We start from the raw sequence: 22,562 nt of genomic DNA, 5'->3' as shown, positions 1-22,562 counted from the left end.
TTCAGTAGAAAAGACAGGCTGAAAGTTGAACTTAAAACAATTCTTACTTAAAAGGAAAAGGGAGAAAGAGATGAAAAAAAACATTACAAAATCAGTTACTGCACTTGCTATAGGAACTAGTTTAATTGCTGGAAGCTTTGTATCTTCATCAGGGATTAAACCAGTTAATGTACAGGCTGCTATGAATACGGAATCGATATTAGCTAAGCTTACACCAGAACAAAGAAAAGCTTTAACTCAATTAAAAATGAGTGATCAATCTGGTCTCCAAATTAGTCCGGACGTCAATTTAAAAAGTGATGAAAAAATCACAGTGATCGTCCAGTTTAAAACATTACCATCTAAAACAGCGGTCATGTCTGCGAAGGCTGAAGGAATGTCTTTAAGCGTGACACAGGCAAATCAACAAGTAGAAGATTCTCATGCAAACTTTCAAAAGGATTTAACATCTATTTTTAAAAATGACAAAAATAAAACACCATACACGATTAAGCAAAAATACAAGCATGCATTTAATGGTGTATCGCTGCAAATTCCTGCCAATAAAGTGGAAGATTTAATGCAATCAAAAGCTGTTAAAACGGTATGGGAAAGTAAAGAAATAACAGTTGATCCTCCAGTTGAACAAGAAAGTACTGATACTACTTCTGATTTTCCTGAAGGAGACGTAAATCCATTTTTAGGAGTGGACAAGCTTCATGAAGAAGGTTATACAGGTAAAGGAATAAAGGTAGGGGTTATCGATACGGGAGTAGACTACAATCACCCCGACATTAAAGCTGCTTATAAAGGTGGATATGATTTTGTCGATAATGATAATGATCCAATGGAAGCTACTTATGATGACTGGAAAAAATCAAAACAGCTAGAGTTTAGTGCAGGAGCTACGTATTACACGGTACACGGAACGCACGTTTCTGGAACAATCGTTGGCCAAGGTACAGCTGACTCTGAATATTCAGTTACAGGTATTGCTCCAGATGCTGATTTATATGTGTATCGCGTGCTTGGACCATACGGAAGAGGTTCTTCTGAATCAATCATCTCAGGGATCGATCGTGCTGTAAGTGATGGAATGGATGTTATTAATCTATCACTTGGATCTGATTACAATGATCCAATGAATCCAATCGCTTTTGCAATTAATAACGCGGTATTGTCAGGGGTAACTGCTGTGTTAGCCGCCGGAAATGCTGGTAATGGTATGTATACGGTTGGAACGCCAGGAAATGCACCATTAGGATTAGCTGTTGGGGCAAGCAGTGTACCAACTACGATCGCAGAACTTAAAGGTTCAGTTCAAACGAGTACTGGAAAAACGGCTACTGACATCCGCTTAATGGCGAAGAGTTTTACGGACCAAATACAAAACTTTGTAGGTCAAAACTTACAAGTAGTTGATGCAGGTTACGGAGCTTTTGCTGATTATAATGGTAAGGATGTTAAAGGGAAAATTGCTTTAGTTCAGCGTGGAAGCATTACATTAAACGATAAAATCAAATTTGCAAAGATGAAGGGAGCAGCGGCACTATTTATCTACAATTCTGATCCAAAAGAAGGTTACGTTCCAAACTATTTAGGTGAAGGTGTTGCGAATATTCCTACATTCTCATTAACAAATGCAGAGGGACTAGATTTATTACAAAAAGTAAATGTAGGCAATACTACCTATTCATTTGAAAAATTAGGTCAAGTGAAGACAGAAGGTGACAAACTTGCTCCGTTTAGTTCACGAGGTCCAGCGCGAGTAACTTATGATATTAAACCTGAAGTGACGGCACCAGGTGTAGATATTCTTTCTACTGTGCCAACGCACTTTGCGGGTAGTGCATCACTTGGTGACTATAAGCACGCTTATGCTCGCTTATCTGGAACATCAATGGCAAGTCCGCATGTAGCTGGTATTGCTGCATTGATATTACAGGCACATCCGGATTATACACCTTTAGATGTAAAAGCTAACTTAATGAATACTGCAGATCCACTAAATGATAAATATAGTGTTTATGAAGTTGGTGCAGGTCGTGTAGATGCATATGAAGCAGTGCATGCTGGCGTAAATTTAGAAGTACTAGATACTACAGACACAATGATTGGCAATAAAATGAAAACAATTAAAGAAACGACAGGAGCTATTAGCTTTGGCACATTTACATCAACTGGCGTAAATAGAGAAGACCATCGTAATGTAGTTTTAAGAAACGATAGTAAAGAAACAAAAACATTTGATGTAAAAGTAGTTTACCAATCTTCAAGAATTTCAAAAGATGCAGTTGCTAATAATGTAAAGATTACAGTAGATTCAGAGCTAAAGGTTAAGCCAGGTCAACAAAAGAAACATGCAGTCTTTATTGATATTCCAGCAAATGCTGAAAAAGGAACATATGAAGGATATATAGTTTATACGAATAAACAAAATCCAGATGAAACCTATCAAATTCCGTTTGCTGCGCGTTTTGTAGAGGAAGGTATTGAGGAAGTTGGAGCATTTCCATATGCATTAACAAGTAATACGTATGATAATCATCCATTTACGAGACCGCGTACAGATCTATACTTCCAATTGAAGTCTCATATGCGTTATATCGACGTAGTATTGACGGATGCAAAAACGAATGAAGACCTTGGCATTATTGGTACATTGGATGGAATCGCTGCAGATGAAAATCTTCTATACCGAGTGGCGAATGGATTTGGAGGAATCTATATCCCTTTTTCTGCCGATCCTAATAGTCCACTAGTTTACAAGTACATACAAGCAAAACCAGGGTTATATAAAATTAAATTTATTGGACGAAATGATCAAGGAAAAACCTTCACTTCTGAAACAAAGGTATATATTGAAGACAATAATCCTACTGTTCAGCATAGCTTACCATTTGGAGTTTACGAGTACGAAGATAGCCAACAATCAATTCCGTTTTCAGGTAAAGTCTTTGATAAAGATATTGAGGATATGAAAACAATGGGATTTGATATCAACCAGTCATATAACTCGGTTGTTGGATATTATGATACGTTCATGGGTCCTTATGGATGGGTTGCATCACCTTCAGAAGAGTTAACTGTTGACGAAAATGGTAACTACAAAGGTGAAGTTAAATTAAATCCAAACGCTAATTTTACAAGATATTACTCATTTGCGATGGACTCTGCATCAAATGGTGATTTTGGTAGAATGAATGAGACACTTTTTGTTAAAAAAGGTAGCCCATATGTGACAGGTGACTTAAATAAAGAAACCATTAAAATGGGAGAAACAGTTTCTGCTACTCTATCTGCTCATAATTTAAATAAAACAAATAAAGTATCATATGAATTTGACTATGCGCCATACAACTTTGAAATTGTGGATGTATTGAAAAACTCACAAACAAAAAGTCAAATTAGCTCAGTTACAACTGAAGAATCAAATTCAACAAGTGGAAAACATATGAAAGTAACAGTAGAGTTAACAAAGCCAATTTCTGGTGAAGTACCACTTCTTGATATTCAAGTAAGAGCTAAGAGTGATAACTTTAACAAGGGCTGGTATGAACTACAAGACCTAAAAGCAAGTGTTACAAATAAATCTGGTACTACAGAAAATGCGCCTGGATTTATGAAATCATTCAAAGTATTGCCAACGTATTCTCAAATGGCTGCAAAACTAATTCCAGAAGCTTTCTTCTCGCCGCAAGGAATGCAAATTGCTCCTTACGATTACACAAAAATTGGGGCTAAAATTAAAGTAATAGATGATCAAAATAATGTTTATACGAATGTAACAGTTCATCCTGATGCGTTTTTTGAAGTATTCAATCTACCATTATCAGATAAACCATTTACAGTTGAAATGGCTGTACCAGGTCACTTCACAACAAAAGGTATATTTACAATTGGGAAGACTACTGAAAATGGTGTACTTGGAGAGGCAAAATTAATTGGTGGTATTAGTTTAATTGCTGGAGATGTCAATAATGATGATGTGATTGATGTTAAGGATGCAATTGCGATGAAATCAAACTGGGGTACAGCTAATCGAGCAACTGATCTAAATTTCGATGGTACGACGGATGAAAAAGATTTTGCCTTCATTGAGCAAAACTATATGATGAAAAATCCAACCGTAACAGATGCTCCAAAACCGGTTAAAAAGTATCAAGGAATAACCATTGATCTTGTTAAAACTCAAATAGGGATAAACTAGAATCGTATTTTTAAAAGACAATCAATTGGGAGAAATTCTTGTTGATTGTCTTTTTTTGTTGTCTGCAGAGCACTAAATACGATATTCAAGTGTCCAATTTAAGCCAATTCTCTACAAAATATAAAAATATTGAAAAAAAGAATTAGTTATGAAATAAAAGCTTACTTGAATATAAATTTAATAAAACCTGTCTATGGAGGATTATTTATGGCTTTTGTTGCAATCTATACAGTTGGTAGGCTAAAACACCCATATGATCACTCTACCTCTCGTCAATTTTTTTCTGTAGGAAATGATATATTTCGTCAGGCTACAAAATCTGGACACATGATTGATGCGTTTTCATCTGATGGAATCTCTCTCCCTGAAGAAGCAAGCAAGGGGGACGTTTATCCTATACTTACGCTAACGGTATGGAAGAATCTAGAATCCTTATATCGTTTTACGTACTCAGGACAACATAAGCAAGCGTTGAAAGATCGAAGTAAATGGATGGAATCTTATAAAGAGAAGCACCTTTCATATGTTGTGTGGTGGACAGAGAAGCAAAGAGATGTTTCGTGGGAAGAGGCCTTTAAAAGATATGACTATTATATTCAAAATGGACCAACTTCTACTGCTTTTGATTTTAAGCATGCATTTGACGAATATGGTGAAGCGCTATTAATGAAGTAGTAATAGATTTCTAGATAAATTGTATCTAAATGATAAAAAAGTAGGAATTTTACAAAAATATAACAATTCCTACTTGATTTATAGGAATACTTGTATTAATATTTTCGTAAATTAATATTATTAAAAGAAAAGGGGGAAAAAAATGAATACATTTCTTATCTGCGTAAATGTTGTTATCTTATTAGTACTTATGTATGGTTTGTATTTTATGCAAAAGAAGCATGTATCTTTTTCAAAGCGTGTATTCGCGGGTTTAGGTTTAGGTCTTATTTTTGGTTATATTATTCATTTAATCTACGGAACTGAACATGAAGTGACAGTCGGATCAATTGACTGGTTTAGCATTGTTGGTAGTGGTTATGTAAAACTATTACAAATGATTGTTATGCCACTAGTATTCGTTTCAATTGTCGGAGCGTTTACAAAATTAAAGCTAACTAAGAATATCGGTAAAATTAGTGTCCTTGTTATTGGGATTCTTCTAGGTACAACAGCTATTTCAGCAGCAATTGGAATTGGATCCGCTTTAGGATTTGGACTTGATGGAATCAAAATATCAGCAGGTGCTGCAGAGACTGCTAGAATTACAGAATTACAAGGCCGTGTGCCAACTGTAGAAGCAATGACAATTCCTAAACAAATACTTGAATTAATTCCAAGTAATCCATTTTTAGATTTAACTGGTGCACGTGCAACATCAACAATTGCAGTCGTAATTTTTGCAGCAATTGTGGGGATTGCCTACCTTGGTATAAAACGTAAAGAGCCTGAAACTGCAGAGTTTTTTGCAAAAATAATTGATACGCTTTATACAGTAACGATGAGAGTCGTATCGTTAATACTTCGTTTAACACCTTATGGAATCTTAGCAATCATTACAAAAGTAGCAGCAACAAGTGATTATGATGCAATCGTAAAATTAGGTAAGTTTGTAATAGCATCTTATGTGGCTTTAATCGTAATGTTTATTGTGCATTTATTATTATTATCATTTGCAAAACTAAGCCCAGTAAGATACGTGAAAAAAGCTTTACCAACTTTATCATTTGCATTTACATCACGTACAAGTGCTGGAACATTACCAATGACAATCAAAACACAAACAAAAGATTTCGGTGTTTCAGAAGGAATTGCAAACTTCGCTGGATCGTTTGGACTTTCAATTGGTCAAAATGGATGTGCTGGTATCTACCCAGCAATGTTAGCTGTAATGGTAGCCCCATCAGCTGGAGTTGATCCAACAAGTGCATCATTTATAATCTCTCTAATTTTAATTGTAGCAATCAGTTCATTCGGTGTAGCTGGTGTTGGTGGAGGAGCAACTTTTGCAGCTCTTATCGTACTATCAGTTATGAATCTTCCAATCGCAATCGTTGGATTACTAATCTCAGTTGAACCTCTAATTGACATGGGCCGTACAGCTCTAAACGTTAGTGGAGCAATGACATCTGGTATCCTAACAAGTAAGGCTACAGGAGAATTCGAAAAAGAAGTTTATCAGCAAGCTAATGTTGTAGATGTTGTAGAAGCATAAATTTAGTTAAAATGGATAGCCTATATTGGCTATCCATTTTTTTATAACCACATAAGCCAAGATTGAAATTTGGGACCAATTTAAGAAAACAAAAGAAAATTGATGAAGAATCCTATCCCATGGTAAAAATATCAAACTTTACAAACTATGAATCTCGCCTTTATAATAAAAGTAGTTGGAATTTTCTTTCAATTATAAATGATATAATTTTGAATTTAATTTTCAAAAATCACAACGATTAAGCCTATGAAAGTTTGGACATTTTATCTTAATGGGAGGAGATTTAAATTGGCTCGAATGACTCGTAGTATTGTAACGTCAGCACTATCGCTTGCTTTAGTTACTACAACAGGTTCTGTCAGCTATGCTCAAACAAATGCAGAGAAAACCTCAATCCAGGCAGAGGTGAATGGAATGAAACAAAACAAACATAGTGATAGCTTTCCTGTGTTGAGCAAAGTAAATCGTCCTGAGGAGGTTGGATTTTCATCTGAGAAATTAAAACAAGTAGATGAATTAATCCAGCAGGATGTAAACAATGGTTTTCCGGGTGCAGTGCTAATGATTATCAAAGATGGGAAAATTGTTAAAAACACTGCTTATGGGTACGCGAAAAAATACGATGGGCTGTCACCACTGAAACATCCTCAGAAAATGAAGACTAATACAATGTTTGATTTGGCATCAAACACTAAAATGTATGCAGTTAACTTCGCTTTGCAACATCTTGTTAGTATCGGAAAAATAGACTTGAATTCAACTGTACAATCATACTTTCCGAATTTTAAAGACAAATCAACTGATATGATTAAAGGGAAGGACACCCTACGCTTAATCGATATTTTACACCACACTGCTGGTTTTCCAGCTGATCCACAATACCACAATCCTACTGTAGCAGGTTCCTTGTATACACAAGACCGTAATGAAACATTTGAAAAAATCGCTGAAACACCGTTAGAATACGTACCTGGTACGAAAAACATTTATAGTGACGTAGATTATATGATACTCGGATTTATTATTGAGAAAATAACTGGCCAAAGACTAGACGAATATGTAGAAAATACGATTTATAAGCCGTTAGGTCTAAAACATACAATGTTTAACCCTCTGCAAAAAGGATTCAAACCGAAAGATTTCGCGGCAACTGAGTTAATGGGGAATTCACGTGACGGTATCATCTCCTTCCCAAATATTCGTACATACACAATACAGGGAGAAGTGCATGATGAGAAGGCTTACTATTCTATGGGTGGCGTATCCGGACATGCAGGACTTTTCTCAACGACAAGCGATTTAGCGGTTCTATTGCAAGTAATGTTAAACGGGGGTGGATATGGCAAAGTAAAACTATTCGATCAAGAGACGATTGATCAGTTTTCAGCACCTTCCGATTTAAATCCAACATATGGCTTAGGGTGGAGAAGAAATGGCTCTCCAAGTATGTCGTCTACGTTTGGGTTGTATGCAAGTCCAAATGCAATTGGACATACGGGCTGGGTAGGCACTCTGACGATTATAGATCCAGATAATAATTTAGGGATTGTCTTATTGACCAATAAAAAACATTCACCTGTAATCGATCCACTAATAAATCCAAACAAATTTGTAGGGGATGACTTTGCTACAGGACAATATAAAGCCGTGGCGACTGCTGTTTATGAAGCATTGATTAAGTAAATGTTATTGAACTAGGAAAGAGAAAAATCTTCTAGATTGAATGATTTTTCTCTTTTTATTATTAAGTGAAATACCATTGATTTATAATAAGGTTTCTCTTACATACTATTCAAAATATTATTGCAAATGCAACAATTTTAAGTTAGATTTAAAGTAAAGTATTTTTATTGCATTTGCAACAAAAATGATTAAGGAGGTAATACGAATCATGTATATTCCAAAATACTATAAAGTTACAAATCCTGAAGAAATTTGGGATTTCGTTCAAAAAAACTCTTTTGGTACGATTATCACAACAAAACAGAGTAGACCAATTGCTACACATTTACCTTTAGGTATAACTAAAAAAGGTGAAGATTATTATATTACTGGGCATATTGCATATGGAAATCCACAATGGAGAACATTTGAGAATAGTGAAGACGTACTTGTTATGTTTCAAGGACCTCACGCTTATATTTCATCTTCTTGGTATGAAGTTGAGGAAGTTCCAACATGGAATTATCAAGCAGTGCATGTTTACGGAAAAGCAAGCATTTTAGAAAGAGATGAATTAGTAGATGAATTAACAATCATGCTAGAAAAATATGAAAAAAATCGTGAAAACCCAGTACTATGGGATAAACTTTCTCCACAACTTTTAGAAAGTGAACTAAAAGGTATAGTGGGATTTAAGATTAAAGTGGAAGAAATTCAGGCCTCATATAAATTAAGCCAGAACCGAAGCGAAAAGGATTATAATAAGATCATTGATCATTTACAAAAAGAAGAAGATCCACATTCAAAACAAATGGCTGAACTGATGGGAAAGAGATTAGAGCAATTTTCTTTTAAGGAAAGTAAGAAGTAAATTTGCTTTTAAAAAATGAAATTTAACTAGTACAATTCATTAACCGCATATAAATTATTAAAAGCTGTCTTTTTAGATAGCTTTTTTGGGGTTCAAAAACAATTAAGTATGACATAGGAATCTCAGTTAAAGGATGTGAAGATAGTTGTTGATTGTGTTACTAGCGGTATCAATCTTATTATTAGCATTATTTTGTTTATGGGTCTCAATTTTCAATAAAAAAATGCTTTTATTAAAGAAGATACTTTACTTCTTATAGGCGTAAGCATGTTGATTATAGCGATTTATCTATTAGATTTCTATTTGTTTTTTCGTCTTTAGTGACATCTTCGTTTTGTTAAGGAAAATGTTTTCTATTTAAGTCCTCAAAATATTTTAGCTGATCAAAAATATTTTTGTAGAAGAGACAAAAGAATAATCAGAACCTATGGTAAAATTAAATTACATATATTTCCAATTAAGTAAAAAATGAACTGTTTTTACTTCGAATTTAATGAACTTTCCCTAAGTTAGCTAATAAAAAATATAAAAATACATAATATAAAAATACTAGTGAAGAGGAGTATAGAATGAAAGAATTTTTACAGCTTTTAAAAAAGGGTAATAAATCTGCATTATTAGCAGCTATTGTTAACGCTGTAATAGCGATAATAAAAGGAATAGGGTTTAGTATGACAGGAAGTGTTGCACTTTTTGCTGAGATGATGCATAGTGCTGCCGATACTGCTAACCAACTTTTTGTTTTTAGCGGTTCAGCTTTAAGTAAAAAAGCACCAACAGATCGGTTTCCAAATGGATTTGGCCGACTTGTTAATTTAGTTTTACTTGGTGCAGTATTAATTGTAGGAATTATGGCGTTTGAAACGATTGTCGAAGGAATTCAGCATATAATGCATCCTACCCACTCTTCGGGGCTAACTATTACTCTTTCTATTTTAGGTGTTTCAGTGGTGCTTGAAGCATTTGTACTTTACAAAGCAATGAAAGAAATTAGTCATGAATTAGGAATAACAACAAGTGGTTTTGGCGTGGTTATAGAGGCAATTTCTAATTTAGGGAAAGCAAAACCAGCTACAAAATTAGTTTTCTTAGAAGATACAGTTGCAACTCTAGGTGGATTATTAGCGATGATTGCAGTAATCATTGCTTACTTTACACCATTTCATCAAGCGGAAGGTATTGCTTCTGTCATAATCGGTATTTTGATGTTCCTTGTTGTTGGAAAAGTTTTTCTTGATAATGCTGCAGGTGTAATTGGTGAATCTGATGAAGAAATGGAAGACAAGATTGGTGAAATCGTAATGGAAGATCCAGATGTCAAAGATATTCAAGCTCTTACGGTTGTCAAAGAGGGAGAAGATTTACATGTTGAATTAGAAATTGAACTAGACCCTAACTTAACAGTAGCTCAAGCCGATGACATAAAAGACCGATTAGAAGAAAAAATTATGAAAGAAAAAGGTGTAACAGACGTAATTATCGAATTGGACGAAGATGACGGAATTCAAAATTGGACTGATGATAATAAAACGGAATTAATTGAAAAGTGAACTTTTAAATGAAAAGGACTTGGTTATATTTCAAGTCCTTTTCCTAATATGAAACATTATTATTTAGCTTTCTAGCTGATTATTTAGTTCTGTAACAGCATCATTTATTTTCAATTCCGTTCCTTCTTCTTCTGTAGTTACATTTTTAGGCATACCACGTTTATATTTCTTCGTCTTAGTGTCTTGGGTAAATCTACCCTTGTATGCTCCTCTGATTCCATATAACTTAGACTCTGTATTTATGGCATCTTTATCATCCACTAAAAAAGCGACCATATTTTGACCAGCTTTAGAATTGGGAATACCTTCTAACGATACTTCAAGTTTTTCCTGTAACTCTGAATTAGATAAATTATTGAACTTTTTATCTAAACCGAAGTCTTTTTTTGAAATTATTCCTCCATATTCTAAAATCGATATTGTTTTTCCTTTTAAATTTTTGTCTCCTAAAAGAACATGTTTGATTTTAAAAGTTAGTTTAGTATATGGTCTTCCAATTCCATCATTATTTTTTATGACATATGGTTCGGAGGATTTTACAGTACCCTTTACGACTAAATCGGAATCTTTCATTAAGTCCTCGACTCTATCAAAGTTACCAAAAAGAGATGCACTAGCAACTACGGTTTCTATTTTATTAGTTGATTGGTTATTTAATGGATTGTTTGAAGGATTAGATTTGTTATCATCTGAACTTTTTTTAAAGTCTTTATTTTCTTCCATTATATTTGCCGTATTGTTTTGTTTATTTGGTTTTTGATTATTAATATAATAGTAAATTAGCGAACTAAATGCTAAAGTAACTAAAACACAAAATATAATTATATTTTTTTTCAATTCAATTCCTCCTTATTTATAAATGAAATTGATACCTTTAAATTGATCATCTAATGGGATATTAGTAGATGACTGGTTCCCACTTGGATGCATTAAATTTCCATAAACTTTTGTGTGATTTAAGCCAAATGCATTTCCTAGTTCATGGGCATGAACAAGTCTTTTTTGCCAATCCGTTAATTTATTAAAAGTTCCGGTTTGTAAATCTATATATGACTAGTACCAATCGGTTTTAGAAGCGTCAACGTGTTTTTTTCCATACATAAAATATGTCATTCCAGCCGTTCCATCGTCCTTTGTAGTAATTTTATATACATCTATAACAGAAGATGATTTAGTAGTGTTTACATGTATATATTACAAAATTATACTTGTTACATCGTGCGAATAAGTGTATTATTTGTGAATGTTTTAACAAAGTATATTGTGTAGTGTTTGTTTTCTCATAAATCAATAGATTCTTAAAGGATTCAATCAAAAAGGAAAGAATTATATTAATTGTAGAAACTTTTAATGAAAGTTTGTTACGAAGTTGATAGAGATATTACATTAAGATGTTAAAATACATGTTTTAGTTAAAGGTATATTAAGGAAAAATTATCAAAAAGATAATAGGTAGTTTTCTTGTATAGTAGTGTTAGGGGAATTAGGACAATTCTATGTCTTAAAAGTGAATTGGATAATTCTAATCTACTAAAACGTACATAAAAAGATAAATCTTAGAATGAAAATGAATGGTTCTTTGAAGAACGTGAAATTATGTAATCGGTATGACGAGGAGGAATAATCATGTTTGAATTTGAAAATATAGAACAGTTTGCAAGAATAAAAGTTATTGGTGTTGGTGGTGGCGGAAATAACGCCGTTAATCGAATGATTGAAGACGGTGTAGAAGGCGTTGAATTCATTGCTTTTAATACAGATGCGCAAGCACTAAAACAATCAAAAGCTGAAATTACAATGCAAATTGGTGCAACGCTGACGCGTGGTTTAGGAGCAGGTGCAAATCCTGAAATTGGAAAAAGAGCTGTTGATGAAAGTAAGTCACAAATTGAGGAAGTACTAAAAGGAGCAGACATGGTTTTCGTTACAGCTGGAATGGGCGGCGGAACAGGTACAGGTGCAGCGCCTGAAGTTGCCAAAATTGCTCGAAAACTTGGTGCTTTAACAATTGGAGTAGTAACTCGTCCTTTCAAATTTGAAGGTAAAAAGCGTGCAACAAATGCTGAAGGTGGAATTAAGGAACTTAGAGAAGCGGTTGATACATTAATTATCATTCCAAACGATCGATTATTGGAGCTAGTTGACAAAAAAACACCGATGCTCGAGGCATTCCGTGAAGCTGATAATGTACTTCGACAAGGGGTTCAAGGGATTTCCGACTTAATCGCAGTACCAGGGTTAATCAATCTTGACTTTGCTGATGTTAAAACGGTCATGTCTCATAAAGGGACAGCCCTTATGGGAATCGGTATTGCAAAAGGTAAAGATCGCGCTACAATCGCTGCTCAGAAAGCATTAAATTCTCCGTTACTTGAAACTTCTATTAATGGAGCTCATGGTGTAATTATGAATATTACAGGTGGACGTAACTTAAGTCTGTTTGAAGTACAAGAAGCTGCTGATATCGTTGCTTCTGCATCTCACGAAGAATTAAATATGATTTTCGGTTCGGTAATCGACGAAAACTTAAAAGATGAAATTATTGTAACGGTAATTGCTACAGGATTTGCGGATAAAGAAGAGAAAATGGTAAGAACTCCTTCTAGACCAATAGAAGAAGCACCTAGCTTATATAATAGAGAGCAACGATTCCAACAAGATCAAAGATATCGTGTAGACCAACAGCAAGATTACGGTCGCTATAATGATCAACAAGACTCAGCTCGATACTCAGAACAGCAAAATTATGGACGTTACAATGAACAAAAAGATCATAATCGATATAATGAGCAACAAGATTATGGGCGTTATAATGAACAAAATGATTATGGCCGATTTAATGAACAGCAAGATTATAACCGTTACACAGAACGACAAGATCAAAATCGTTACACAGAACAACAAGATAATAATGGTTACAAAGAACAACAAAATTACGGGCGCTATAATGAACAACAAGAATATGGTCGATACAATGAGAAGGAAGATTCAACTTCATATATTCCGGCATTCTTACGTAATCGAAAAAACAGAAATAGATAGAATTATAGATGTAGAGAAGGACATGAGTGGTGATGCTCATGTCTTTTAATTTTGGCTCCTTTTAAAAATTTTTATGTCTTTATAAAAGCTGCTTAAATAGATCTACAAACGTAAAACTATTTCATTTCGATTTACTGTTGATTTCAGCCTTAACTTTACTTCTTTTTCTCTTCCGATCTATCGATACTAATAATAATGGACCTGTACAAAAAAATAATACCTGTAAGAAAAGAACATACAATTTATACTTATGAAACTCTGGACCAACTATAATCAATACGGTAAACAGTATGTAAGAAGTTATAATTAATATTTTTTTTGCTAATTTCATAATATTATTCTCCTGTTTCCAATAGGTTGTTGCACCGACAAAAAATATACCGTAGAAGATAAAATAGAATTAGTCTTTTTCAAAACTGTCTCTAATTTTTTAGTGAACGTTTACGAAATTATGTTAACATCTAAAAAGATGAAATTAGCCAATATATATTGTCGATATTGTTAATTTTTCAAATTTTTTAATAGCATATTACTCCTTTTGGAATTTAAGAAAAATCTACAAAACTATTATTTGTATGTTATTTTTGATTTTTTAAAAGTTAGCAATCATATTCCGTAGATGGAGGCTTAATAAAAGATGGATTATGAAATTGATTCAAAAAAATTAAAAATTATTAAAACTTTTTTAGCTCTCAGGTGTCTAATGTATATAACATCGAGATGGAGGGATTGAGATTGCAGGATCATAGTCTAGTGAAAAGGGCTATCAAAGGAGATGAGCAAGCATTTTTGTCAATTATGCATGAGCATAAATTGTCATTATATAAAACTGCATTAGCTTACTTGAAGAATAAAGATGAGGCAATTGAAGCAATTCAAGAAGTAACCTTTAGAGCTTATCAAAACATAAAAACATTGAGAGAACCAAATTATGTAAAAACATGGCTTATTCGGATTATGATTAATTACTGTCAGGATTATATAAAGAAGAATAATAGAATAACCTTCGACGATGAATATATTTCACAGCAAGGTATGAACGAAGACTATAACTATATTGAAATTGAAGAAGCTATGTCACAGCTTGATGATACACAGCGACAGCTATTACATTTAAAATACTTTCACGATGTCAAAATCAAAGATATTGCAATTATGTGGAATCGCCCGGAAGGCACGGTAAAGACCTGGTTAAATAAAGCATTGAGATCATTACGAGGAATTCTTGAAGAGAAAGGAGAAAATGGCAATGTTTGAAAAAGAAGAAAGAGAATTAAAAAATTTGAAAGAAAAATACGAAAACGTCGATATACCTCTTGATGAAATTGACGAGGCTATACAAATTGGTTTTCAAAATGCAAAAGAAGTTAAGATGATCACAAAACCGAAACGGAAATTTAGAATTTGGTCAATAATTGCAGCTGCCATTTTCCTTTTTGGAATTCTAACAAGTATACGTGTATCTCCAACGTTTGCTGATTATTTAACAAAAGTACCAGGAATGGAGAAAATTGTTGAAATGGTTCGTATGAGTGATGATAAAGGATTACTTTCAGCAGTAGAAAATAATTATGCCCAAAAGATTGGCACATCACAAGAAAAGAATGGAATTAATGTTACAATCGATTCTGTTATTGCTGATGAACAAGATATTGTAGTGTTTTATACGATTAATAGTAAGTCGAAACAGAAAAATTTTGAAATAAAATCTGCATATCTTAAACCAAGTAATGGAGAAGAATTACCCGATCACTCATTATCTTTTGGAGATACTGTCAATGAAGTCGGAGGTCAATATACAAGTACAGTAGAATACGATTTTAATGAACCATATGAACAGCAGGATTTTAATTTAGAATTAAGTATTAAGAATGAAAAGCAATCAGCACAATTTTCGATTCCACTTTCAATAAAAAAACATGAAAAAACGAATCAAATATATGAGCTAAATAAAACAGTGATGATTGAAGGGCAAAAAATAACAATTAAAAAAGTTACAATCTACCCTCTCCGTGTAGCAGTACAAGTTGAAATGGATCCAAGTAATTCAAAGAAAATACTTGATTTCTCTAATATTAAACTTGTTGATCAAAATGGTGAGGTATGGTCTAAAATAACAAATGGGACTACTGCAAAAAATATTAGCGATAATGAAAGAATTGTCTTTTTACAGAGTAATTACTTTAAAAATCCAAAAGAATTATATTTAGTTATTAATAAGTTACAGGCTGTTGATAAGGATGAAGACTATATATTAGTTGATACAGATAAACAACAAATTCTAAAACAGCCAAAAGGCAATTTTGTAACTGACTTTAAAAAAGATGGAAATGACTTGACGTTCACCTTAAATACAAAAAAAGAATTTCATTACTCATTGGTAGGATCAATTTTTGATGCTAATGGAAAAGAAGTGCAAACTAGCTCGGGATCAACAGAATATCATGATGGTGGTAAGCAAATTGAAGGAATAACTATTTCTTCTCAAAATTACACTAATCCATTAAAGCTTAAGCTGGCTTTTTATCCTGTATATATTAAAGGTGATGCTAAAATAAGAGTTAAATGAATTAAAAAAGGAGTCTTTAGATAGGAAAAACAAAAACGTAATCTTTTCTATGATTATCTAGAAAAGATTGCGTTTTTTAAGTTACTACAGGCTATTCACCTTTTGGCAGTAAGGTTCAGGTGGATAGTTGTGTTTAAACTTTTCAAAATCCCAAGTTCCAAGGAATTTTTTTGCGGCTTGGTATCCGTTTGTGAAAAGTGCTTCTTTTTCTTTTTTATTTAAATTAAAATCTGTGCTTGAAATTTCACCAGTTGGGATTTTTATTGTTCGTTCATTTACTTCTGCTGTTAGATGCCGAATGTCATGTGCTTGTCTCATCGTTATAAATATTGATTTATAAAATGAGATTGGGTTATGACCATCCAGCGGTTTTGCAATAATTTCTTCATCTATTAAGCGAAAACCAAAAGTCGGCCATTCTTGATGGTCATCGAAAATCCAAATTGGAAAATTACTTAGAATTCCACCATCGACAATTAATATTGGATAATTATAAATAGGAGTTTTTAGTTTAACTGGTTGAAAGAAAAAGGGGATTGTACCGCTCATTCTAACTGCTTGAGAAATTGTTATATCTTTTGCTGATAAGCCGTAATCGGGTAAATCATCAGGTAAAACGACCATTTTCCCATTACTAATATCTGAAATAATGATTTTTAATTTTCCTTCTTCTAGATCATCGAAATAGCGAATTCCTTTTTTGGATAATAAAGCTTCTAACCATTCCTCTTCAAAGTCATTCTTATATAATCCATTTTTAAATAAGATGTTTAATCCTAATCCGATTAAAGGAATAAAGTGCAACCATGTTTTTGTAATAAACTTCTTATAATCTAGATGATCCATAATTTCCTTTAATTCTTTTCCTTTAAAGCCACATGCTAGAAGAGTAGCAACAATTGCGCCAGCAGAAGTGCCTGCCAAACGTGCCCATTCATAACCTTCTTCTTCTAAAGCACAAATAGCACCAACATGTCCGATTCCTCGAACTCCTCCTCCTTCAAAGATACCATCTACTTTCATTTTGTTACACCTACCTTTCAGAAAATGGAATTATATCAATATAATATATGGGAGTTCTGTTTAAGTGTGATTAGCTATTGATTCAATCCTATTTATCAATTGATTTATTTTTTGGGAAATAATCTGACAATCTTTGCAGAGAAATTAAATTCAAATAAATTTGCTATAAAATTTCATATGAAACATTCAAAAAGTTACAGAAATATTTATATGATGAATATTTTAAATTCAATATGAAATACTAACAGCAATCTGATAGTTTATATCAGAAAATTTTATTAAAGGGGCTACATATCATGGCAAACAGATCTTCAAATCAATATGTTTCACCAAATGCTGAATCTGCAATCGATCAGATGAAGTATGAAATTGCAACAGAATTTGGAGTACATTTAGGTCCGGATTCAACGTCTCGTGCAAATGGTTCAGTAGGTGGAGAGATTACAAAACGTTTAGTTCAAATGGCTGAACAAAGTCTCGGTGGCTATTCAAGATAATAGATTTAATTTTAGAGATGAGTTAATTAAAGGTAATACGTTACCAAATGATTAACTCATCTCTTTTTGAATTTTTTAAGAAACTTTTCATAATTTTAAATTATGATAGTGTTAAAGATGAAGTAAACTAAAAAAAATCAAGAAAATTTTTTTAATTTGTATTAATATAATTAAAAATGAGTCGATATAAGTAGAGAGAAAATTAAAATAATTTGGTATTATTAAATTAAACTCAATGTAGCTATAGAGAGAATTATATTGAGTATATAAAGAGATAGAAATAAATGGGGAGTTGCAAGTATGAAATCAACTGGAATTATTAGAAAACTAGACGATCTTGGAAGAATTGTTCTACCGAAAGAACTAAGAAATACAATGAATTTAGAGAACAATGCTCCATTTGAAATTCATTTTGAAGAAGGTATGATTATTCTTACAAAATATGATGAAAATTCCGGTCTAAGTGGAATTGTCAGAAGACTAGATGACTTAGGAAGAATTGTTTTACCAAAGGAACTAAGAAAAATGTTAAATCTAAATAAATATGAACCATTTGAAGTATTTATTGAGGAACAAAAGATTATCCTTAGACAATTTGTTTCGAGTAATGCTTGTATGGTAACAGGAGTTATTGATGAAAATAATTTCTCGTTTGATAGAGGAAAGATTGTAGTAAGTAAATACGGCGCAGAAATTCTTATTAAGGAATTGCAGGAATACATAGCTAAATAAAAAATCTCTAAGAGTGCTCTTTTAACTTTTCAAAGTAGAAGAGCACTTTTTTGTTTGAATTTAGTTTTAAGGAATAAGAGTTTATCCTTTCTAGAGTAATATAAAGTATCTCTTTCAGTGCTCTCAACGATTTACTACAAATTTATTAAAACCCTCTAAAATACACCAAGATAATAAGACACTACATAGAATGATAATTTCCATTTTTCACATCTCCTTTTTTTTGTTCTACTTTTAAGTTTTAATTGTCTTAAATTTTAAGATTGTATGTTCTGTTTTGTTTGGATGTTTTTATTATACACGAACATTTATTCTAATGTAAGTAGTTTTTTTAGAAAATATATAGATTTTTTGCGAACGTATATTCAAAATAGGTCGTTTGTTCGATTCTCTATTAATATGATTGGTAAAAAAATAGAACAGCCATTAGTCCTGGCTGTTCTATTTTAATGACACTATTTATCTTACAGGGTTTAAAACTTAAGCTTAGGATTTAGCGAAAACAAATACCCCTTCAACGCAAAAAAAACCAATGTTTTTTTGTACTCAAATTCTGAATTGAAAAAGTATGTTTCTTCCACAAATATGGTAGGATATGGTTATGGAATTGTTAGAAGGAGAAAACGTATGGGCCTAATAGAAAATCAAAAGTATTTCTTTGAAAAATATAAAATCGATGAACAGGATTTTGAAACGTACTGTTTAGACTGGTCAAAATATATTGAAATTTATAATGAATACATATCAGAAATACCGAATCTTGAAACAGTAGCTACTTTTATTTCGGAGATACTCCGTAAAAATCCCGAAATTCATACTGTAAAATCAAGAATTAAATATCCTGACCATTTAATTGAAAAGATTATTCGAAAGACGATAAAAGGTAAAAAATCAGACTCAGAATATGAAATCAATGTTTCGAATTATAAATCAGAAATTACAGATCTAATTGGTATAAGAGCATTACATTTATATAAATACCAAGCTGCAGATATAGACAAAACAATTAGACAGAATTGGAATTTACACGAAAAAGCGACAATTTACCATCGCTTAGGTGATATGACGAGTGAACAACATATCGAAGAAGAAAAGTTCCAGTTTTTAGTTCATGATGCCGGATATCGATCATGGCATTATGTAATTAAGTCGCAAATGACAAAAGTAAATTATTTAGCTGAAATTCAAGTAAGAACGATATTTGAAGAAGGCTGGAGCGAAATAGATCATCAACTAAGGTATCCTTATGATTTAGATAATGAGATATTAAATGAACAGCTTTTAATTTTAAATAGGCTTTCGGGTGGGGCAGATGAATTGGTCAATTCAATCCTTCATACTAAGATGACTATTTATCAACAAAACGAAGAAAAAGAATTTCGTGATGAAAAGATTCAGGAATTATTAGATGAAATTTCTAGTTTGTCAGAGGATGGAAAATTAACTGATGAGGATAGGAAGTCATTAGAAGAGAAAATTAAGCAATTAGAAGTTAAAAAGATTAAAGTAAATTATAGTAATCTGTTTAATAATCGCTCAGTTGAATATCACTTTAAACGAAGAATATTTCCTAGCGATTTTTAGATAATTGTTATTTGAGGCCAAGGTAATATGCTTTGGCTTTTTTGCACATTAAGAAAGTATAAATTGGCAGCGGGGAAGAAGAATCGACGTGGTTGCCAATTTTAGGAATTAAGTATAAGTGCAACTACGCCTCTGTCTTCGCCAAAAGGCTCGCGAATCGACGAGTTTTCTTTGAATTTTTTACCAGAAAAATTCTACGATATTTAGGTGCCATTTCTTTTCTCCTAACATTAAATGTAATAACAGATCTAGTTTAGATTTTAAAAAATATGAAACTAGGTGGAATTATGGTTAAAAGGCCGATTTATAAACAGGAATTTCTAAATACATTTAATTATGCAGACAAGAATTTTGATATTGTTTCGCTTAAAAATTTGATTGAACAATCTTTTGGAGAAAATAATGCATTAGATTTTAAGGAAACATTCGTTAGAGAAGATCAAATTGCAAAATTAATAATTGCAATGGCGAATTCTGGTGGAGGATCAATTATTTTTGGCGTAAATGATGATAATCACCCAGTCGGAATCCTTAAAGAAGAGATAAAGGATCCAACCGATTTTCAAAGAAAATTAAATGGCTATTTACCTTCTATTCTAATTTATCATCTTCAACAAATTGATTATGACGAGAATGAAATGTACGGATACTTTAGTGGTAAAACCTTCTTCATCATTTATATCCCCGAGCAAAATCGATTTATCCCATTTATTGCTAAAAGAGGCTCCGATAAATTATTTACAGACAAAATTTATATTAGAAAAAATACTTCAAACGAAACCGCCACAAACGATGACTTAGAAATTATTTTTAGAAAAAGGCTCATTGAACAATATGAGATTTATCAAATATGAGTCTAAATGAACATATGGAACAATTAAAGATCCTGTATCGAATCGCTACAATTAGTGGTGATACAAATAAAAATCCAAAAAGCCAAAAAGATGATTTTAGTGAATTTATTGCGAGAATGATTGAGAAAAAGAAGCGGAAGATTGAGATTGTTTTGGAGGTTAGTAATATTGAGTGATTGGTAGTGAGGATAGAATAAAGTGCAGAAATTATAGGAATGCAAGATAAAACCAAGAATATTGGTTTATTTTGCATTCCATTTTTTATTTGGTATTTAAAATTACTTGTTATAAGTATTTTCTATATAATCAGCCTTTCTTAAATCATTCTCTACTTTCTCAATTTCTTTATCTGTATTCAAGTATCGTATATATTTTGATTTTTTCGTTTTTTTATAAAAGCAATCTATTTTATTAGAATTATTTATTTCATAAATTAGATTGATATATTTACCATTTTTATAGACAGCAATAACAATACTAGGTCGTTTTATTTTTTCTGTATTTTTTATTTTCATTTGTTTTTGTAAATAATCTTTTTCAAGTTTAATTACCTGATTTATCTGGTTATCAAACTTATTTTTATTATTACAACCATAGATAGAAACTATTAAAAGCATTGTAGCAAATAAAACTAGAATTTTCATCCTCATAAAAACCACTCCTAATTATTGTAATAAATCTTTAAAAAAGTTATGACATTTATTTGAATTAATTAAAAACCTAATTGATTATATATATTAATATACTAAATTGTTAAAAAGTGCACAATCTTTACATTTAATAGAAACGGAGGAAGTTTTATGAAAAAAAGATTTAGTAGTTTGTATTTACCGTATTTACCTATATTGGGAGTCTTTTTATTATTTTTTCCTACTACTAGCAATGCGTATGTACTAAAAAGTAACAAAGTCTCACATCCGAAAGATGCTTATTATTGGATTGAAAATGAATTTAGTACTTACGGGCTGAAATCAGAAATTAAAAGAGGATTGACTGCATGGAACTCGCTTCCAGAAATTCAATTTACTAAGGAAGTGACTACAGTGGGGGGAGCTGATGTGAAAATGGAATATGTAAATAGTTTATATGGAGATGTTTATGCAGTTCATAGAACTCAGGGGAATATAACATTTTATAAAAATTGGCGTACAGATCTAAGGGTTCTACAAAAAGAAAAGAAACAGCAGTACATGAAGTTGGGCACGCGCTTGGTCTAGACCACACACAAAGTAAAAATAATTCAATTTCAGTAATGAGGAAATTAGATTTTAATAATAAGGATTATCCTTTATCAGACGATATTGCCGGTATTAAAGCTAAATACTAATCTTAAATTGAAAGAGGTGATGTTTTATGAAAATTAGTAGGCAAACTAAATTTTTCAGCATGTTAGTTAGCATTGTCATTATCTTAACAATAGCAGGTTTTTCTTCATATAAACACTTTATTTCTGCCAATAATCAATTGAAAATTAATCCCCAAAAAGTTGTTTTTGATGGAAAAACGGATGGTTTTAGTTCCTTAAAGAATATGGAGGAACTTACAAGAATAATAGTTAGAGGTAAAAACTAGAAGAAAAAAGGATCAAGATTGTAAGGTCTAACAATGATGATTTAGTAAATGGAGGATTTACTGAATCATCATTTAAAATAAGCAAAGTTTTTCCACTAACCAGAAAAAAAAGTGAAGAAACTGTGAATGCTCCTGTTTTTAATTGTGGAAACGAAATTAATAGAAAATAGAGGAATGCCACTTAACAAACGAATTGTTAAGTACTATT

Annotated in this window: 20 protein-coding genes and 1 pseudogene; 17 read left to right on the top strand and 4 right to left on the bottom strand. The window is 32.1% G+C overall.

What is annotated here, in order from left to right; all coding sequences use genetic code 11:
* The first annotated feature begins 70 nt into the window (after nucleotides 1-70).
* From CN946_RS06570 to CN946_RS06545, 6 genes are all read left to right on the top strand, one after another.
* A complete protein-coding gene (locus CN946_RS06570) occupies nucleotides 71-4,189 on the top strand; it encodes a S8 family serine peptidase (protein ID WP_098860409.1) in 4,119 nt (1,372 codons plus the stop codon).
* Nucleotides 4,190-4,396: 207 nt separating this feature from the next.
* On the top strand, nucleotides 4,397-4,864 hold the full coding sequence (locus tag CN946_RS06565) for a DUF3291 domain-containing protein (RefSeq protein WP_098860408.1): 468 nt from the start codon (nucleotides 4,397-4,399) through the stop codon (nucleotides 4,862-4,864).
* Between the two features lie 142 nt (nucleotides 4,865-5,006).
* Nucleotides 5,007-6,398: an L-cystine transporter gene (locus CN946_RS06560; protein WP_098860407.1), complete on the top strand. Its 1,392-nt coding sequence runs from the start codon at nucleotides 5,007-5,009 to the stop codon at nucleotides 6,396-6,398.
* A gap of 414 nt (nucleotides 6,399-6,812) precedes the next feature.
* Entirely contained in the window at nucleotides 6,813-8,081 is a 1,269-nt protein-coding gene (gene pbp4b / locus CN946_RS06555; protein WP_286133849.1) for a penicillin binding protein PBP4B, read from the top strand.
* Nucleotides 8,082-8,289: 208 nt separating this feature from the next.
* Complete coding sequence (locus tag CN946_RS06550; protein ID WP_098860406.1) at nucleotides 8,290-8,931, top strand: FMN-binding negative transcriptional regulator; 642 nt, start codon at nucleotides 8,290-8,292, stop codon at nucleotides 8,929-8,931.
* A gap of 569 nt (nucleotides 8,932-9,500) precedes the next feature.
* Nucleotides 9,501-10,481 carry a cation diffusion facilitator family transporter gene (locus CN946_RS06545; protein WP_098860405.1) on the top strand — a complete coding sequence of 327 codons (981 nt, stop codon included), beginning with the start codon at nucleotides 9,501-9,503 and terminating at the stop codon, nucleotides 10,479-10,481.
* Between the two features lie 63 nt (nucleotides 10,482-10,544).
* On the opposite strand, the gene CN946_RS06540 is transcribed toward CN946_RS06545, so the two are convergent.
* Together CN946_RS06540 and CN946_RS23975 are read right to left on the bottom strand one after the other, a co-directional pair.
* Nucleotides 10,545-11,318, bottom strand: coding sequence for a hypothetical protein (locus CN946_RS06540; RefSeq protein WP_098860404.1), 774 nt, complete (start codon nucleotides 11,316-11,318; stop codon nucleotides 10,545-10,547).
* Between the two features lie 12 nt (nucleotides 11,319-11,330).
* Nucleotides 11,331-11,528 carry a matrixin family metalloprotease gene (locus CN946_RS23975; RefSeq protein WP_098860403.1) on the bottom strand — a complete coding sequence of 66 codons (198 nt, stop codon included), beginning with the start codon at nucleotides 11,526-11,528 and terminating at the stop codon, nucleotides 11,331-11,333.
* Between the two features lie 579 nt (nucleotides 11,529-12,107).
* On the opposite strand from CN946_RS23975, the pseudogene ftsZ reads away from it, so the two are divergent.
* The 3 genes and pseudogenes from ftsZ to CN946_RS06515 all read left to right on the top strand — a co-directional run.
* A pseudogene (gene ftsZ / locus CN946_RS06530) lies at nucleotides 12,108-13,091 on the top strand (cell division protein FtsZ); the annotation flags it as partial.
* A 1,167-nt stretch (nucleotides 13,092-14,258) separates the two neighbouring features.
* Nucleotides 14,259-14,780, top strand: coding sequence for a sigma-70 family RNA polymerase sigma factor (locus CN946_RS06520; protein ID WP_098860401.1), 522 nt, complete (start codon nucleotides 14,259-14,261; stop codon nucleotides 14,778-14,780).
* Nucleotides 14,773-16,092, top strand: coding sequence for a DUF4179 domain-containing protein (locus CN946_RS06515; protein WP_176547236.1), 1,320 nt, complete (start codon nucleotides 14,773-14,775; stop codon nucleotides 16,090-16,092). The genes CN946_RS06520 and CN946_RS06515 overlap by 8 nt, the downstream gene beginning before the upstream one ends.
* Before the next feature lie 84 nt (nucleotides 16,093-16,176).
* Here CN946_RS06515 and CN946_RS06510 read toward each other — a convergent pair whose 3' ends face one another.
* Entirely contained in the window at nucleotides 16,177-17,115 is a 939-nt protein-coding gene (locus CN946_RS06510) for a patatin-like phospholipase family protein (protein WP_098860399.1), read from the bottom strand.
* Between the two features lie 296 nt (nucleotides 17,116-17,411).
* On the opposite strand from CN946_RS06510, the gene CN946_RS06505 reads away from it, so the two are divergent.
* The 5 genes from CN946_RS06505 to CN946_RS06485 all read left to right on the top strand — a co-directional run bounded on the left by CN946_RS06505 (nucleotide 17,412) and on the right by CN946_RS06485 (nucleotide 20,958).
* Nucleotides 17,412-17,612: an alpha/beta-type small acid-soluble spore protein gene (locus CN946_RS06505; protein WP_056474362.1), complete on the top strand. Its 201-nt coding sequence runs from the start codon at nucleotides 17,412-17,414 to the stop codon at nucleotides 17,610-17,612.
* A 300-nt stretch (nucleotides 17,613-17,912) separates the two neighbouring features.
* On the top strand, nucleotides 17,913-18,344 hold the full coding sequence (locus tag CN946_RS06500) for an AbrB/MazE/SpoVT family DNA-binding domain-containing protein (RefSeq protein ID WP_286133846.1): 432 nt from the start codon (nucleotides 17,913-17,915) through the stop codon (nucleotides 18,342-18,344).
* Between the two features lie 627 nt (nucleotides 18,345-18,971).
* The gene (locus tag CN946_RS06495; RefSeq protein WP_176547235.1) at nucleotides 18,972-19,928 is read left to right on the top strand and encodes a hypothetical protein; all 957 of its coding nucleotides are present in this window, start codon (nucleotides 18,972-18,974) and stop codon (nucleotides 19,926-19,928) included.
* A gap of 287 nt (nucleotides 19,929-20,215) precedes the next feature.
* Nucleotides 20,216-20,782 carry an AlbA family DNA-binding domain-containing protein gene (locus CN946_RS06490; RefSeq protein ID WP_176547234.1) on the top strand — a complete coding sequence of 189 codons (567 nt, stop codon included), beginning with the start codon at nucleotides 20,216-20,218 and terminating at the stop codon, nucleotides 20,780-20,782.
* Nucleotides 20,779-20,958 carry a hypothetical protein gene (locus CN946_RS06485; RefSeq protein WP_098860396.1) on the top strand — a complete coding sequence of 60 codons (180 nt, stop codon included), beginning with the start codon at nucleotides 20,779-20,781 and terminating at the stop codon, nucleotides 20,956-20,958. Before CN946_RS06490 ends, CN946_RS06485 begins: the two co-directional genes overlap by 4 nt.
* A 102-nt stretch (nucleotides 20,959-21,060) precedes the next feature.
* Here CN946_RS06485 and CN946_RS06480 read toward each other — a convergent pair whose 3' ends face one another.
* Entirely contained in the window at nucleotides 21,061-21,432 is a 372-nt protein-coding gene (locus CN946_RS06480) for a hypothetical protein (protein ID WP_098860395.1), read from the bottom strand.
* A gap of 150 nt (nucleotides 21,433-21,582) precedes the next feature.
* On the opposite strand from CN946_RS06480, the gene CN946_RS06475 reads away from it, so the two are divergent.
* Genes CN946_RS06475 through CN946_RS06470 form a run of 3 tightly spaced genes read left to right on the top strand, consistent with a single transcriptional unit; the run spans nucleotide 21,583 to nucleotide 22,354 of the window.
* On the top strand, nucleotides 21,583-21,999 hold the full coding sequence (locus CN946_RS06475; protein WP_286133851.1) for a hypothetical protein: 417 nt from the start codon (nucleotides 21,583-21,585) through the stop codon (nucleotides 21,997-21,999).
* Entirely contained in the window at nucleotides 21,924-22,109 is a 186-nt protein-coding gene (locus CN946_RS23760; protein ID WP_286133845.1) for a matrixin family metalloprotease, read from the top strand. The genes CN946_RS06475 and CN946_RS23760 overlap by 76 nt, the downstream gene beginning before the upstream one ends.
* Nucleotides 22,110-22,135: 26 nt before the next feature.
* On the top strand, nucleotides 22,136-22,354 hold the full coding sequence (locus CN946_RS06470) for a hypothetical protein (protein ID WP_098860394.1): 219 nt from the start codon (nucleotides 22,136-22,138) through the stop codon (nucleotides 22,352-22,354).
* Nucleotides 22,355-22,562 lie beyond the last annotated feature (208 nt).

This window comes from Bacillus sp. AFS053548 (assembly GCF_002575105.1).
Classification (GTDB): domain Bacteria; phylum Bacillota; class Bacilli; order Bacillales; family Bacillaceae_G; genus Gottfriedia.
The sequence above is the reverse complement of the archived record's forward strand: the minus strand, read 5'-3'. Positions and strand labels throughout refer to the sequence as shown.

Excerpts from the sequence above, each read along its gene's own strand:
- CN946_RS06570 (WP_098860409.1), top strand. The coding sequence starts at position 71 with ATGAAAAAAAACATTACAAAATCAGTTACTGCACTTGCTATAGGAACT.
- CN946_RS06565 (WP_098860408.1), top strand. The coding sequence starts at position 4,397 with ATGGCTTTTGTTGCAATCTATACAGTTGGTAGGCTAAAACACCCATAT.
- CN946_RS06560 (WP_098860407.1), top strand. The coding sequence starts at position 5,007 with ATGAATACATTTCTTATCTGCGTAAATGTTGTTATCTTATTAGTACTT.
- pbp4b (WP_286133849.1), top strand. The coding sequence starts at position 6,813 with ATGAAACAAAACAAACATAGTGATAGCTTTCCTGTGTTGAGCAAAGTA.
- CN946_RS06550 (WP_098860406.1), top strand. The coding sequence starts at position 8,290 with ATGTATATTCCAAAATACTATAAAGTTACAAATCCTGAAGAAATTTGG.
- CN946_RS06545 (WP_098860405.1), top strand. The coding sequence starts at position 9,501 with ATGAAAGAATTTTTACAGCTTTTAAAAAAGGGTAATAAATCTGCATTA.
- CN946_RS06515 (WP_176547236.1), top strand. The coding sequence starts at position 14,773 with ATGTTTGAAAAAGAAGAAAGAGAATTAAAAAATTTGAAAGAAAAATAC.
- CN946_RS06510 (WP_098860399.1), bottom strand. The coding sequence starts at position 17,115 with ATGAAAGTAGATGGTATCTTTGAAGGAGGAGGAGTTCGAGGAATCGGA.
- CN946_RS06505 (WP_056474362.1), top strand. The coding sequence starts at position 17,412 with ATGGCAAACAGATCTTCAAATCAATATGTTTCACCAAATGCTGAATCT.
- CN946_RS06500 (WP_286133846.1), top strand. The coding sequence starts at position 17,913 with ATGAAATCAACTGGAATTATTAGAAAACTAGACGATCTTGGAAGAATT.
- CN946_RS06495 (WP_176547235.1), top strand. The coding sequence starts at position 18,972 with ATGGGCCTAATAGAAAATCAAAAGTATTTCTTTGAAAAATATAAAATC.
- CN946_RS06490 (WP_176547234.1), top strand. The coding sequence starts at position 20,216 with ATGGTTAAAAGGCCGATTTATAAACAGGAATTTCTAAATACATTTAAT.
- CN946_RS06485 (WP_098860396.1), top strand. The coding sequence starts at position 20,779 with ATGAGTCTAAATGAACATATGGAACAATTAAAGATCCTGTATCGAATC.
- CN946_RS06480 (WP_098860395.1), bottom strand. The coding sequence starts at position 21,432 with ATGAGGATGAAAATTCTAGTTTTATTTGCTACAATGCTTTTAATAGTT.
- CN946_RS06475 (WP_286133851.1), top strand. The coding sequence starts at position 21,583 with ATGAAAAAAAGATTTAGTAGTTTGTATTTACCGTATTTACCTATATTG.
- CN946_RS06470 (WP_098860394.1), top strand. The coding sequence starts at position 22,136 with ATGAAAATTAGTAGGCAAACTAAATTTTTCAGCATGTTAGTTAGCATT.